13 protein-coding genes are annotated in these 13,321 nt (G+C 61.3%); 9 read left to right on the top strand and 4 right to left on the bottom strand.

What is annotated here, in order from left to right; genetic code table 11:
* Positions 1–144: 144 nt before the first annotated feature.
* Entirely contained in the window at positions 145–516 is a 372-nt protein-coding gene (locus tag AC0IYH_RS11720) for a DUF805 domain-containing protein (RefSeq protein ID WP_471834420.1), read from the bottom strand.
* A 135-nt stretch (positions 517–651) separates the two neighbouring features.
* Positions 652–1,566, bottom strand: a complete 915-nt coding sequence (locus AC0IYH_RS11715; RefSeq protein WP_471834418.1) for a DUF808 domain-containing protein — start codon at positions 1,564–1,566, stop codon at positions 652–654.
* Positions 1,567–1,700: 134 nt separating this feature from the next.
* Here AC0IYH_RS11715 and AC0IYH_RS11710 point away from each other — a divergent pair, with 134 nt between their 5' ends.
* Complete coding sequence (locus tag AC0IYH_RS11710) at positions 1,701–2,306, top strand: TetR/AcrR family transcriptional regulator (RefSeq protein ID WP_116629667.1); 606 nt, start codon at positions 1,701–1,703, stop codon at positions 2,304–2,306.
* Between the two features lie 135 nt (positions 2,307–2,441).
* Here AC0IYH_RS11710 and AC0IYH_RS11705 read toward each other — a convergent pair whose 3' ends face one another.
* On the bottom strand, positions 2,442–2,882 hold the full coding sequence (locus AC0IYH_RS11705; protein WP_116629666.1) for a GlcG/HbpS family heme-binding protein: 441 nt from the start codon (positions 2,880–2,882) through the stop codon (positions 2,442–2,444).
* A 256-nt stretch (positions 2,883–3,138) separates the two neighbouring features.
* On the opposite strand from AC0IYH_RS11705, the gene gcl reads away from it, so the two are divergent.
* From gcl to AC0IYH_RS11665, 8 genes are all read left to right on the top strand, one after another.
* Positions 3,139–4,914, top strand: coding sequence for a glyoxylate carboligase (gene gcl / locus AC0IYH_RS11700; RefSeq protein ID WP_116629665.1), 1,776 nt, complete (start codon positions 3,139–3,141; stop codon positions 4,912–4,914).
* A 10-nt stretch (positions 4,915–4,924) separates the two neighbouring features.
* Entirely contained in the window at positions 4,925–5,707 is a 783-nt protein-coding gene (hyi, locus tag AC0IYH_RS11695) for a hydroxypyruvate isomerase (protein ID WP_122773093.1), read from the top strand.
* 164 nt (positions 5,708–5,871) lie between these two features.
* A complete protein-coding gene (locus AC0IYH_RS11690; protein WP_116629663.1) occupies positions 5,872–6,762 on the top strand; it encodes a 2-hydroxy-3-oxopropionate reductase in 891 nt (296 codons plus the stop codon).
* 119 nt (positions 6,763–6,881) lie between these two features.
* Positions 6,882–8,162 (top strand): glycerate kinase type-2 family protein, encoded by a 1,281-nt coding sequence (locus tag AC0IYH_RS11685; protein WP_471834415.1) that lies wholly within the window; start codon positions 6,882–6,884, stop codon positions 8,160–8,162.
* Positions 8,152–9,567, top strand: coding sequence for a pyruvate kinase (gene pyk / locus AC0IYH_RS11680; protein ID WP_116629661.1), 1,416 nt, complete (start codon positions 8,152–8,154; stop codon positions 9,565–9,567). Before AC0IYH_RS11685 ends, pyk begins: the two co-directional genes overlap by 11 nt.
* 101 nt (positions 9,568–9,668) lie before the next feature.
* Entirely contained in the window at positions 9,669–10,544 is an 876-nt protein-coding gene (locus AC0IYH_RS11675; protein ID WP_471834413.1) for an urea transporter, read from the top strand.
* 31 nt (positions 10,545–10,575) lie between these two features.
* Positions 10,576–11,400: an ion transporter gene (locus tag AC0IYH_RS11670; RefSeq protein ID WP_116629659.1), complete on the top strand. Its 825-nt coding sequence runs from the start codon at positions 10,576–10,578 to the stop codon at positions 11,398–11,400.
* Positions 11,401–11,495: 95 nt separating this feature from the next.
* The gene (locus AC0IYH_RS11665; RefSeq protein WP_033897617.1) at positions 11,496–12,500 is read left to right on the top strand and encodes a sulfate ABC transporter substrate-binding protein; all 1,005 of its coding nucleotides are present in this window, start codon (positions 11,496–11,498) and stop codon (positions 12,498–12,500) included.
* Between the two features lie 141 nt (positions 12,501–12,641).
* On the opposite strand, the gene AC0IYH_RS11660 is transcribed toward AC0IYH_RS11665, so the two are convergent.
* A complete protein-coding gene (locus AC0IYH_RS11660; RefSeq protein WP_116629658.1) occupies positions 12,642–13,262 on the bottom strand; it encodes a DUF5666 domain-containing protein in 621 nt (206 codons plus the stop codon).
* Positions 13,263–13,321 lie beyond the last annotated feature (59 nt).

Raw genomic sequence — 13,321 nt, 5'->3', positions numbered from 1 at the left:
GCTCCGCCTTTTTCCCGTATCCATTGAATCCTCCTGAAGATCGGTCAGAAGGTGTAAACCTTATTCAGGACGGGACAACGCCCACAAAAAAGGCCATTCGATTGAATGGCCTTTTTTATTGCGGTTGCGGCGAATCAAATCCTACTAAACATTTTCGACACTTTCACAAGGCAATCCGTAGTTGTTCTCGCCCTTGTCACCTTTCTTCAGCAGTTGGACGGTCACCATGATAAACCCCACGAATGGTATCGCGTGCCACAGCACGTAAGCCCCCGTCGTGTTCACATCGTGAAGCCGACGAACCGTTATTGCTAATCGAGGGATGATCATTAGAACAGCGTAAATACCCAGCGGTACATAAAACCACTTGCTGTAGGTAACCCCGGCCTGCCCCGCAACTACAATCGAGCCGTACATCAGCGCTGCGTCTAAAAATGCGAAAATCCAATAGTGCTTTCTGCTAGCTCGACCGCTGAACTTGGCATAGTTTTTTATCGCTTGAAAACACCATTTCATCCTTAACCCCTTATCCAGTCATTCTTTATCGCCCCCTTCACACGAAGAAGCGCGACGCATCCTATAAATGCCTGGAAAATCGAACTGTAGGATTAAGCTTAAACAGTCTTTCAAGCGGTATTCGATGCGAACCAATCAGCGTTTCGCGGCTCGCCACACTTTGCCAAATACTTGAACGACGACCAACACCACCGCCCCCGCGATAATCCCCGCCACTGCATTCAGCAGGGTCGGCATCAACCACACCAAACCGCCTGTGCTTTGGCTCACCGTCTCGATCCAGTGATGCACCATCGGCACGCCATGGGTCAGGATCCCGCCGCCGACCATAAACATCGCCGCCGTACCGATCACCGACAGGCTTTTCATCATGTACGGTGCCGCACGCAGGATAGCGCCGCCAACACTGCGCGCGACCTGGCCAGGCTTCTGGGTGAGCCACAGGCCCAGGTCATCCAGTTTGACGATACCGGCTACCAGACCATAAACGCCGATGGTCATGACAATGGCGATACCCGACAGCACGACCACTTGCTGCATCAGTTGCGCATCCGCCACGATGCCGAGGGTGATGGCGATGATTTCGGCGGAGAGGATGAAGTCGGTACGGATCGCGCCTTTGATCTTGTCCTTTTCGAAGGCCACCAGATCGGTTGCCGGGTCGGCCACGGCTTCGACCAATTGTGTGTGTTCGGCCTGGTCTTCAGCCTTGCTGTGCAGGAATTTGTGCGCCAGCTTCTCGAAGCCTTCGAAACACAGGTAGGCGCCGCCGAGCATCAACAACGGCGTAACCGCCCAGGGCGCAAAGGCGCTGATCAGCAGCGCGGTGGGCACCAGAATCAACTTGTTGATGAAGGAACCTTTGGCAACGGCCCACACCACCGGGATTTCGCGCTCGGCACGTACACCGGAAACCTGCTGGGCGTTAAGCGCCAGATCGTCGCCCAGCACGCCGGAGGTCTTCTTCGCGGCCATTTTTGTCATCAGGGCGACATCATCAAGTACCGCGGCGATGTCATCGATCAATACCAACAAGCTGCTTCCTGCCATGAATCAGGCTTCCGTAAGGGGGGGATGGCGCGAGCATAACGCGGCGCAGGGCTTTGCGGGCACATTGTTGAGGCATGCAGATAGCCGGTGCTACCATGCGCAACCGCCGGTATTGGCAAGGAAACTCCTGGTTTATGAGCACCATTCGCGAGCGCAATAAAGAAAAAATCCTGCGGGCGGCCAGCGAGGAGTTTGCCGACAAGGGCTTCGCCGCGACCAAAACCAGCGACATCGCCGCCAAGGCCGGGCTGCCCAAGCCCAACGTCTATTACTACTTCAAGTCCAAGGACAACCTCTACCGCGAGGTGCTCGAAAGCATTATCGGGCCGATCCTGGCGGCGTCCACGCCGTTCAATCCCGACGGCGAACCTTCGGTGGTGTTGAGCAATTACATCCGCTCGAAAATCCGCATCTCCCGTGACCTGCCCTTTGCCTCCAAGGTGTTCGCCAGCGAAATCATGCACGGCGCACCGCACCTGAGCGCGGAGCAGGTCGGCCAGCTGAATGCCCAGGCCAAGCACAATATCGATTGCATCCAGAACTGGGTGGATCGCGGCCTGATCGCCGCCATAGACCCCAATCACCTGATGTTCAGCATTTGGGCGGCCACGCAGACCTATGCGGATTTCGACTGGCAGATCTCGGCAGTGACCGGCAAGGCCAAGCTGGATGAGGCGGATTATGAGGCGGCGGCGCAGACGATTATTCGGTTGGTGCTCAAGGGGTGTGAGCCGGACTGATAGAGCGAGTCGCCTGTGCCAATCGGGGGCAAGCCCCCTCCCACACTGGATTGGGTTCACACATTTCTATTTGTGAATACAGTCAAATGTGGGAGGGGGCTTGCCCCCGATGAGGCCCTTACAGTCACCCCAGAATCAAGCTGACACCCCGGCATCCGCCATCAACCCCACGCCCTCGATCGCCGTGATCGCACACTGCTCGTCAATGTCCGACGTATCCCCACTGATCCCGATCGCCCCCAACACCACACCCTGCTGATCCCGAATCAACACCCCACCCGGCGCCGGCACCACGCTGCCCTGCCCCAGGCTGTTCAACGCCGCGATAAACGCCGGCCGCTGCTGCGCGTCCAGCGCCAACAGCCGTGAACCCTTACCCAAGGCAATCGCGCCCCAGGCCTTGCCGATGGCGATCTGCGGGCGCAGCAGGCTGGCGCCGTCTTCGCGTTGCAGGGTGATCAAGTGGCCACCGCTGTCGAGCACCGCAATGGTCAACGGCGCAGCTGAAATCGTGCGGCCTGCGGTCAGGGCCTGGCTGGCCAGTTGGGTGGCGAGTTTCAAGGTTAAAGCGCTCATGGTGCCGTCCTTCTTTTGTTATTGGGAATGCGGTGGAGGTATGTTTGATCAGATGCTCGATCCAACAAATAGAACACAATGACATTTGATTTTGTATACAATATTTTCGCACAAAGCTTCCATACGTCGAAAAATTGCCTTCCGACGAACGCAAAGGCCAGCGAATAAAATGGATTGACCTGCGCAGCTCGCCGTGAATACACTTTGTCCAGACACCACTTGTATACAATTACAAAACGCAAGAGGCACCAAAATCATGAGCAAAATGAGAGCAATCGAAGCCGCCGTCCTGGTGATGCGCCGTGAAGGCGTGGATACCGCCTTCGGTATCCCAGGCGCCGCGATCAACCCGCTGTACTCGGCCTTGCAGAAGGTGGGTGGCATCGATCACGTCCTTGCTCGCCACGTTGAAGGCGCCTCGCACATGGCCGAGGGTTACACCCGCACCAAGGCCGGCAATATCGGCGTGTGCATCGGCACCTCTGGCCCGGCCGGCACCGATATGGTCACCGGCTTGTACAGCGCCTCGGCCGACTCGATTCCGATCCTCTGCATCACCGGCCAGGCCCCGCGTGCACGGATGCACAAGGAAGACTTCCAGGCCGTAGACATCACCAGCATCGTCAAGCCGGTGACCAAGTGGGCGACCACCGTGCTCGAACCCGGCCAGGTGCCTTACGCGTTCCAGAAAGCCTTCTATGAAATGCGCTCCGGCCGCCCAGGCCCGGTGCTGATCGACCTGCCGTTCGACGTGCAGATGGCCGAGATCGAATTCGACATCGATGCCTACCAGCCGCTGCCGCTGGCCAAGCCACTGGCCACGCGCATCCAGGTCGAGAAAGCCCTGGCGCTGCTGGATGCGGCCGAACGCCCACTGCTGGTGAGCGGCGGCGGCGTGATCAACGCCGATGCCAGCGAGCTGCTGGTGGAATTCGCCGAACTCACCGGTATCCCGGTGATCCCGACCCTGATGGGCTGGGGCACCATCCCTGACGATCACCCACTGATGGTGGGCATGGTCGGCCTGCAAACCTCCCACCGGTATGGCAACGCGACGCTGCTCAAGTCGGACGTGGTGCTGGGCATCGGCAACCGCTGGGCCAACCGCCACACCGGTTCGGTGGAGGTCTACACCGAAGGGCGAAAATTCATTCACGTCGACATCGAACCCACGCAGATTGGCCGCGTGTTTACCCCGGACCTGGGCATCGTCTCCGACGCCGGTTCCGCGCTGACCATGTTCATTGAAGTCGCCCGCGAGTGGAAAGCCGCCGGCAAGCTCAAGGACCGCAGCGCCTGGCTGCACGACTGCCAGCAGCGCAAGGCCACCCTGCACCGCAAGACCCACTTCGACAACGTGCCGGTCAAGCCGCAGCGCGTGTACGAAGAGATGAACCAGGTGTTCGGCAAAGACACCTGCTACGTCAGCACCATCGGCCTGTCGCAGATTGCCGGCGCGCAGTTCCTGCACGTGTACAAGCCACGCCACTGGATCAACTGCGGCCAGGCCGGCCCGCTGGGCTGGACCATTCCGGCGGCACTGGGCGTGGTCAAGGCCGACCCTAGCCGCAAGGTGGTGGCGCTGTCTGGCGACTACGACTTCCAGTTCATGATCGAAGAGCTGGCGGTAGGCGCGCAGTTCAAGCTGCCGTACATCCACGTGGTGGTAAACAACTCCTACCTGGGCTTGATCCGCCAGGCCCAGCGCGGGTTTGAAATGGACTACTGCGTGCAGCTGTCTTTCGACAACCTCAACGCCCCCGAGCTGAACGGCTATGGCGTGGACCACGTCGCCGTCGCCGAAGGCCTGGGTTGCAAGGCCCTGCGCGTATTCGAGCCGGGGCAAATCCAGCCTGCATTGCGCAAGGCCCAGGAAATGATCGAAGAGTTCAAGGTTCCGGTGATCGTTGAGATTATTCTGGAGCGCGTGACCAATATTTCCATGGGCACCGAGATCAACGCCGTCAATGAATTCGAAGATCTGGCACTGGTCGGCAACGATGCGCCGACTGCCATTTCCCTGCTCGATTAAGGAGAACCTTATGCCGCGCTTTGCCGCCAACCTGTCCATGCTGTTTACCGAGCAGGACTTTCTCGCCCGTTTCAAAGCCGCCGCCGATGCCGGCTTCGAAGGGGTCGAGTACCTGTTCCCGTATGAATTCAGCTCCGCCGAAATCAAGGCACAGCTCGACGCCCATGGCCTGACGCAGGTGTTGTTCAACCTGCCGGCCGGCGACTGGGCCAAGGGCGAGCGCGGCCTGGCATGCCACCCGGACCGCGTCGAAGAGTTCCGTGCCGGGGTCAAGTTGGCGATTGCCTACGCCCAGGTGCTGGGCAATACCCAGATCAACTGCCTGGCCGGGATTCGTCCGGTCGGTGTGGATGACGAAACCCTGGAAAAAACCTTTGTCGCCAACCTCAAATACGCCGCCGACAAGCTTCAAGCGGTGGGCATCAAGCTGGTGATGGAAGCGATCAACACCCGCGACATCCCGGGCTTCTACCTGAACAACACCGCGCAGGCCCTGTCGATTCGCGAGCAGGTCGGCAGCGCCAACCTGTTCCTGCAATACGACATCTACCACATGCAAATCATGGAAGGCGACCTGGCCCGCACCATGGCCGCGCACCTGGATGAGATCAACCACATCCAGCTGGCGGACAACCCCGGGCGCAACGAGCCGGGCACTGGCGAGATCAACTACCGCTTCCTGTTCGAACATCTGGACCGCATCGGCTACACGGGTTGGGTCGGCTGTGAATACAAGCCGTTGACCACCACCGAAGCGGGTTTGGGTTGGCTCAAAACTCACAACGCGATCTAACAAACACAACACAGAACCCATGTGGGAGGGGGCTTGCCCCCGATGTTCTTTCATTCAACATTTGTGTCAACTGATGCACCGCTATCGGGGGCAAGCCCCCTCCCACATTTGAATCTCCTGTGTTGGGCAGACCCTGCCACATCGAATAACAAGAGGATTTCTTCATGGCTAAAATCGGATTTATCGGCACCGGCATCATGGGCCAACCCATGGCCGCCAACCTGCAGAAAGCCGGTCACCAACTGTTCCTGTCCGAGCACCACGGCAAGGCCCCCGCCGAGCTGATCAGCGCCGGCGCGATCGCCCTGGCCAACCCGCAGCAAGTCGCCCAGGAAGCCGAGTTCATCATCGTGATGGTGCCCGACACCCCACAGGTGGATGACGTGCTGTTCCGCGCCGACGGCGTGGCCGCCGGCCTGTCGCCGAACAAGGTGGTGATCGACATGAGTTCGATCTCGCCCACGGCCACCAAAGCCTTTGCCGCGAAGATCAATGAAACCGGCGCGCAGTACCTGGATGCGCCAGTGTCGGGTGGTGAAGTCGGCGCCAAGGCCGGCACCCTGAGCATCATGGTCGGCGGTGAGCCGCAGACCTTCGAACGCGCCCTGCCACTGTTCCAGAGCATGGGCAAGAACATCACCCTGGTCGGCGGCAATGGCGATGGCCAGACCGCCAAGGTCGCCAACCAGATCATCGTCGCGCTGAATATCCAGGCAGTAGCCGAGGCGCTGCTGTTCGCCGCCAAGAACGGCGCCGACCCGGCCAAGGTGCGTGAAGCGCTGATGGGTGGCTTTGCGTCGTCGAAGATCCTGGAAGTACACGGCGAACGCATGATCAAGGGCACCTTCGATCCGGGTTTCCGCATCAACCTGCACCAGAAGGACCTGAACCTGGCCCTGGCCGGCGCCAAGGAGCTGGGCATCAACCTGCCGAACACCGCCGGCACCCAGCAGGTGTTCAGTACCTGCACGGCGATCGGCGGCGGCAACTGGGACCATTCGGCGCTGATCAAGGGGCTGGAGCATATGGCGAATTTTTCGATTCGCGATAAGTAATCCATCCTTGAAATGCAATCCAATGTGGGAGGGGGCAAGCCCCCTCCCACATTTTTTCCCCATTTCAATGTCTGAAATTGCTGCACCTCTAATAACAAAAATCCCCCGGGAGCCCGCTTATGTCGGTCGATCCGCAACACCTGCTTCGCGAGCTGTTTGCCACAGCCATCGACGCCGCCCACCCCCGGCAAGTCCTCGAACCTTTTCTGCCCGCCGACCGCAGCGGCCGTGTGATCGTGATCGGCGCCGGCAAGGCTGCAGCCGCCATGGCCCTTGTGGTGGAAAACTGCTGGCAGGGTGAAGTCACAGGCCTGGTGGTGACCCGCTACGGCCACGGCGCCCCGTGCAAAAAAATCGAAGTGGTCGAAGCCGCCCACCCGGTCCCCGATGCCGCCGGCCTGGCCGTGGCCAAGCGCGTACTGGAACTGATCAGCAACCTCGGTGAAGAAGACCGCGTGATCTTCCTGCTTTCCGGCGGCGGCTCGGCATTGCTGGCGCTGCCGGCCGAGGGCATCAGCCTGGCCGACAAGCAAGCCATCAACAAAGCCCTGCTCAAATCCGGCGCCACCATTGGCGAGATGAATTGCGTGCGCAAGCATCTCTCGGCGATCAAGGGTGGCCGGCTGGCCAAGGCCGCATGGCCGGCCACGGTGTACACCTACGCGATTTCCGACGTGCCGGGCGACCAGGCCACGGTGATCGCCTCCGGCCCCACCGTCGGCGACCCAAGCACCTCGCAGCAAGCCTTGGCGATCCTCAAGCGCTATCACATCGACGCCCCCGCCTCGGTGCGCAGCTGGTTGCAGAACCCCGCCTCGGAGACCGTCAAACCCGGCGATCCGATCCTTTCCCGCAGCCATTTCCAACTGATCGCGCGCCCGCAGCAGTCGCTGGAAGCGGTGGCGGTCAAAGTCCGCCAGGCCGGGTTCAGCCCGCTGATCCTCGGCGACCTCGAAGGCGAAGCGCGGGATGTGGCCAAAGTGCACGCCGGCATCGCGCGGCAAATTGTGCAGCATGGCCAGCCGTTGGCGGCGCCGTGCGTGATCCTGTCCGGCGGTGAAACCACCGTCACCGTGCGCGGCAATGGCCGTGGCGGGCGCAACGCCGAATTCCTGCTGAGCCTCACCGACAGCCTCAAAGGCCTACCGGGCGTCTACGCCCTGGCCGGCGACACCGACGGCATCGACGGCTCGGAAGACAACGCCGGCGCGATCATGACGCCGTGCAGTTATGCCCGCGCCGAAGCCCTGGGCCTGAGCGCCAGCGATGAGCTGGACAACAACAATGGCTACGGCTACTTCGCCGCGCTCGAGGGTTTGATCATCACCGAGCCGACCCGCACCAACGTCAATGATTTTCGCGCCATTCTGATCCTTGAGAGCACTGCCCATGACGCCTGACAAGAAGGTCAAAATCCTCGCCACCCTGGGCCCGGCCACCCACGGGATCGATGACATCCGCGAGCTGGTGGAAGCCGGGGTGAATATCTTCCGTCTCAATTTCAGCCACGGCGACCACGCCGATCACGCCCAGCGCTACCAGTGGATTCGCCAGGTGGAGCGCCAGCTCAATTACCCGCTGGGCATCCTCATGGACCTGCAAGGGCCGAAGCTGCGCGTCGGGCGGTTTGCCGAGGGCAAGGTGCAACTGGTGCGCGGCCAGGCCCTGCGCCTGGACCTCGACCCGACCCCGGGCGACCAGTGCCGGGTCAACCTGCCCCACCCGGAAATCCTCAAAGCGCTGGAGCCGGGCATGGACCTGCTGCTGGACGACGGCAAGCTGCGCCTGCGGGTGATCACCAAGCATGCCGACGCCATCGACACCACCGTGCTGAATGGCGGCGAGTTGTCCGACCGCAAAGGCGTAAACGTCCCACAGGCATTGTTGGAACTCAGCCCACTCACCGCCAAGGACCGGCGGGACCTGAGTTTCGGCCTGGAGCTGGGCGTGGATTGGGTCGCGCTGTCCTTTGTGCAACGCCCGGAAGACATCCGCGAGGCCCGCGAGCTGATCGGCGACAAGGCCTTCCTGATGGCCAAGATCGAGAAGCCTTCGGCCGTGCAGCGCCTGCAGGAAATCGCCGAATTGAGCGACGCGATCATGGTGGCCAGAGGCGACCTGGGCGTGGAAGTGCCCGCCGAGAGCGTGCCGCAGATCCAGAAAGACATCATCAGCACCTGCCGCCAGTTGGGCAAACCGGTGGTGGTGGCCACACAGATGTTGGAATCCATGCGCTTCTCGCCGGCACCGACCCGCGCCGAAGTCACGGATGTCGCCAACGCCGTGGCCGAAGGCGCGGATGCGGTGATGCTGTCGGCCGAAACCGCCTCGGGCGAATACCCGCTGGAAGCCGTGCAGATGATGAGCAAGATCATCCGCCAGGTGGAAAACGGCCCGGACTACCAGACTCAACTCGACGTGAGCCGGCCGAAAGCCGACGCCACGGTGTCGGACGCGATCAGCTGCGCGATCCGCCGCATCAGCAGCATCCTGCCGGTGGCGGTGCTGGTCAACTACAGCGAGTCGGGCAGCTCCAGCCTGCGCGCGGCGCGGGAACGGCCGGTGGCGCCGATTCTGAACCTCACGCCGAACCTGTCCACGGCGCGGCGGTTGAGCGTGGCGTGGGGCGTGCACTCGGTGGTCAATGACCGGCTGCGCCAGGTGGATGAGGTGTGTTCCACCGCGCTGGAAATTGCCCAGGCCCAGGGCATGGCGCAGCGCGGGGATACGTTGGTGATTACCGCGGGGGTGCCGTTTGGGCAGCCGGGGTCGACCAATTCGCTGCGTATCGAGACGTTGATTTAGCAGCTGTCAGGGCCTCATCGGGGGCAAGCCCCCTCCCACACTCCAATGTGGGAGGGGGCTTGCCCCCGATGGGTACAACTCAGTCCCACTGACTAACCACCATGCACAACCCAACCTGCCCCGACTGGGCCGAAGCCCTGCTCAACGGCTTCAGCCAGATCTTCCTGCAGCGCCACCCCCTGTGTGGCCTGCTGTGCCTGCTGGCCATCCTGGTCGGCGCCCCGGCCTTGCTCGGCGGCGCGCTGCTGGGGGGTGTCGCCGGTTTGCTCACGGCCCAGCGGCGCGGCTATCCCAAGGCCGAGCGCCAAGCCGGGCTCTATAGCTACAACGGTGTGCTGCTGGGCGTGTTGATCAGCCAACATTTCGCCTGGTCGGCTTTGCTGCCGCCGCTGATTCTGGCGTGCGGCGGCTTGAGTGCGATGCTGACGCGGCAATGGTTGAAGCACAGCGCACGGCCTGATGACCTGCCCGCGTACACCGCGCCTTTTGTCGGCCTGGGCTGGTTGCTGCTCGGCACCGCCGCGCCCGGCACCTTTGCCCTGAGCACGCCCGATACGCTGGCCGTGCTCAGCGCACCTTTCATTGGCCTGGCGCAAATCATGCTGCTGGACCAGCCCCTGGCCGGCGTCTTGATTGCGCTTGGTCTGCTGCTGGCCAACCGGCGCGCCGCTGCCTGGGCGCTGACGGGTGCAATATGTGGCGTGCTGGTCGCCCTGCTGCTGGACGAACCCGCCAGCGCCCTCCTCGGCCTGCACAGCTACAACCCGGCGCTGGCGGCCCTGGCGCTCAGCCAGGCACGGCGGCAACCCTGGCTGCCGCTGCTGGGCATCCTGCTGGCAATCATCCTCACGCCTGGCTTTGCCGCCCTGCACCTGCCCGCGCTGACCGCGCCGTTTATCCTCGCCTGCTGGCTGGTGCGTGCCGGCCACCGAGTCCTGCAGAAACCGCGCATGGACAGGCCCTACGAATCCCCCTAGGCTTGCTCGATATTCGATTCAGGCGGGCTTTATGGACAGCAACAACGACTGGCGCCAGCGCCTCTACGTCATGGTATTCCAGAGTGACACCGTGGCCGGCCGGCGCTTTGACGGCATCCTGCTGCTGATCATTCTCGCCAGCCTGGTGATCGTGATGCTCGACAGCATCGACCAGGTGCACCAGAACTACGCCAACGTGCTGGCCTACATTGAATGGGGCTTCACGCTGATTTTTCTGATCGAGTACGGGATGCGCCTGTACTGCTCGCCCAAGCCGTTGCGCTACGCCTTCAGTTTTTATGGGCTGGTGGACTTGCTGGCCATCGTGCCCGGCATCCTCGCGCTGTATTACAGCGACGCGCAGTACCTGCTGATCATCCGCATCATCCGCATGCTGCGGATTTTCCGCGTGCTCAAGCTCAGTCCGTACCTCAAGCAGGCCAACTACCTGATGGCCGCGCTGCGCGGCAGCAAGCAGAAGATTGTGGTGTTCCTGGTCAGCGTCTGCACGCTGGTCACGGTGTTCGGTACCTTGATGTATGTGATCGAAGGCCCGGAGCACGGCTTTACCAGCATCCCCAAGGGCATCTACTGGGCGATCGTGACCCTGACCACCGTGGGTTTCGGCGATATCGTGCCCAAGACGCCGCTGGGCCAGGTGATTTCGTCGCTGGTGATGATCACCGGTTACTCGATCATCGCCGTGCCCACCGGGATTTTTACCGCCGAACTGGCCAGCGCCATGCGCGGCGAACAGCTGCAAACCGACTGCCCGGTGTGCAAGAAAAACAGCCATGAGCCCAATGCGGCGTTCTGCTCGCGCTGTGGCAGCAATCTTTTTAAGAAAGTGGAATAAGCAAAGTTCTTTTTAATCTTTAAGCGACTATGGCACCCCGGCTATAGTCGCTGGCAAATGGCCTTACCCTTCTCTCGAACAACAAGGAATGAGCAGTGAAAAAACTCGTTAGCGCCTCTCTCCTGGCCGCCGGCCTAGCCCTGGCGGGCGCCGTCCAGGCTGCCCCGGTCACACTGCTCAACGTCTCCTACGACGTGATGCGCGATTTCTACAAGGACTACAACGCCGCCTTCCAGAAACATTGGGAAGCCGAGCACCCGAACGACAAGCTGACCCTGCAGATGTCTTTCGGCGGCTCCAGCAAACAAGCGCGCTCGGTGATCGACGGCCTGCCGGCTGACGTGATCACCATGAACATGGCCACCGACATCAACGCCCTGGTCGACAACGGCAAACTGGTGCCGGACAACTGGGTGACCCGCCTGCCGAACAACAGTGCGCCGTTCACCTCCGCCACCGTATTCATCGTGCGCAAAGGCAACCCCAAAGCCCTGAAAGACTGGCCAGACCTGCTCAAGGACGGCGTGCAAGTGATCGTGCCCAACCCGAAAACCTCGGGTAACGGCCGCTACACTTACCTGTCGGCCTGGGGCTACGTGCTGAAAAACGGCGGTGACGAAAACAAGGCCAAGGCCTTTGTCGGCAAGCTGTTCAAGCAAGCACCTGTGCTGGACACCGGTGGCCGTGCCGCCACCACCACGTTCATGACCAACCAGATCGGCGACGTGCTGGTGACCTTTGAAAACGAAGCGGAAATGATCGCCCGTGAATTCGGTCGCGACCAGTTCGAAGTGATCTACCCAAGCGTCTCCGCCGAAGCCGAGCCGCCGGTGTCGGTGGTCGACAAAGTGGTCGAGAAAAAAGGCACCCGCGTGGCCGCCGAAGATTACCTGAAATACCTGTGGTCGCCGGAAGGCCAGGAAATCGCCGCCAACAACTACCTGCGCCCGCGTGACCCGAAAGTGTTGGCCAAGTACACCGACCGTTTCCCGAAAGTCGACTTCCTGTCGGTGGAGAAAACCTTTGGTGACTGGCGCACGGTGCAGAAAACCCACTTCAATGATGGTGGGGTGTTTGACCAAATCTACAGCGGCCAATAAACCGCTGTGACTGAATAAATGCAGTAAAAAAATGTGGGAGGGGGCTTGCTCCCGATGGCGGTGGGTCAGTTACAGCTTAGCTGACTGAACCACTGCTATCGGGGGCAAGCCCCCTCCCACATTTGGTTTTATGTTGGGCAGTTACATCGGTGGTGTTACCCCATCCTTGCCAGCCGAGATTGCCTGGGCCGTCACCGTCCCATCCGCCCCTTGCGATGCAAACAGCACCACCTTCACCCCCGGCTTGAGCAAACTGCGATCGCCCGGCTCCAGGTTCACGATAGGCACATCGTCCGGCACCACAATCTTCTGCTCGCCGCCTTTGTATTTGACGGTCAGGGTGCGCCCGTTGCTGACCACCAGGTCGCCGACGGTGCCGTTGGTCATGCTGCTGCCTTCTTTCAAGTCAAACGCCCGATGCCCGTCGCCCGTGCCGGCCATGGCCGGTGGGAACACATGCACTTCGAGGGCAGTGAGGGTGCCGTCGGCGTTGGGCATGGCCGCAGAGCCGATGTAGCTGCCGGGCTTGATCTCGTCAATCTTGGCCAGGGTCACGGCACGTACCTGGGTGTCTTTGGTCAGGTGCACGGTGACGTCTTCGCCAGTGTTGACCTTGACGTGCAAGGCGTCGCCGTCGACGGCGGTGATGGCGCCGCGCACACCGACGCGCGGTGCATCGGCCGCCTGGGCCTGCGCCAGGCCTATGGCCATGGCGGCGGCAAGGGTCGAGGCCATGAGCATCTTGTTCAACGTGATCTTCATCGCAATGGATTTCCTGTTTCGGCAGTTGTGTCTGAATGTATCATTGGCGTTCGCGCAGA

The organism is Pseudomonas sp. AC463 (assembly GCF_979253585.1).
The sequence above is the reverse complement of the archived record's forward strand: the minus strand, read 5'-3'. Positions and strand labels throughout refer to the sequence as shown.

Coding starts and splice junctions, on each gene's coding strand:
- AC0IYH_RS11720 (WP_471834420.1), bottom strand. CDS start 516: ATGAAATGGTGTTTTCAAGCGATAAAAAACTATGCCAAGTTCAGCGGT.
- AC0IYH_RS11715 (WP_471834418.1), bottom strand. CDS start 1,566: ATGGCAGGAAGCAGCTTGTTGGTATTGATCGATGACATCGCCGCGGTA.
- AC0IYH_RS11710 (WP_116629667.1), top strand. CDS start 1,701: ATGAGCACCATTCGCGAGCGCAATAAAGAAAAAATCCTGCGGGCGGCC.
- AC0IYH_RS11705 (WP_116629666.1), bottom strand. CDS start 2,882: ATGAGCGCTTTAACCTTGAAACTCGCCACCCAACTGGCCAGCCAGGCC.
- gcl (WP_116629665.1), top strand. CDS start 3,139: ATGAGCAAAATGAGAGCAATCGAAGCCGCCGTCCTGGTGATGCGCCGT.
- hyi (WP_122773093.1), top strand. CDS start 4,925: ATGCCGCGCTTTGCCGCCAACCTGTCCATGCTGTTTACCGAGCAGGAC.
- AC0IYH_RS11690 (WP_116629663.1), top strand. CDS start 5,872: ATGGCTAAAATCGGATTTATCGGCACCGGCATCATGGGCCAACCCATG.
- AC0IYH_RS11685 (WP_471834415.1), top strand. CDS start 6,882: ATGTCGGTCGATCCGCAACACCTGCTTCGCGAGCTGTTTGCCACAGCC.
- pyk (WP_116629661.1), top strand. CDS start 8,152: ATGACGCCTGACAAGAAGGTCAAAATCCTCGCCACCCTGGGCCCGGCC.
- AC0IYH_RS11675 (WP_471834413.1), top strand. CDS start 9,669: ATGCACAACCCAACCTGCCCCGACTGGGCCGAAGCCCTGCTCAACGGC.
- AC0IYH_RS11670 (WP_116629659.1), top strand. CDS start 10,576: ATGGACAGCAACAACGACTGGCGCCAGCGCCTCTACGTCATGGTATTC.
- AC0IYH_RS11660 (WP_116629658.1), bottom strand. CDS start 13,262: ATGAAGATCACGTTGAACAAGATGCTCATGGCCTCGACCCTTGCCGCC.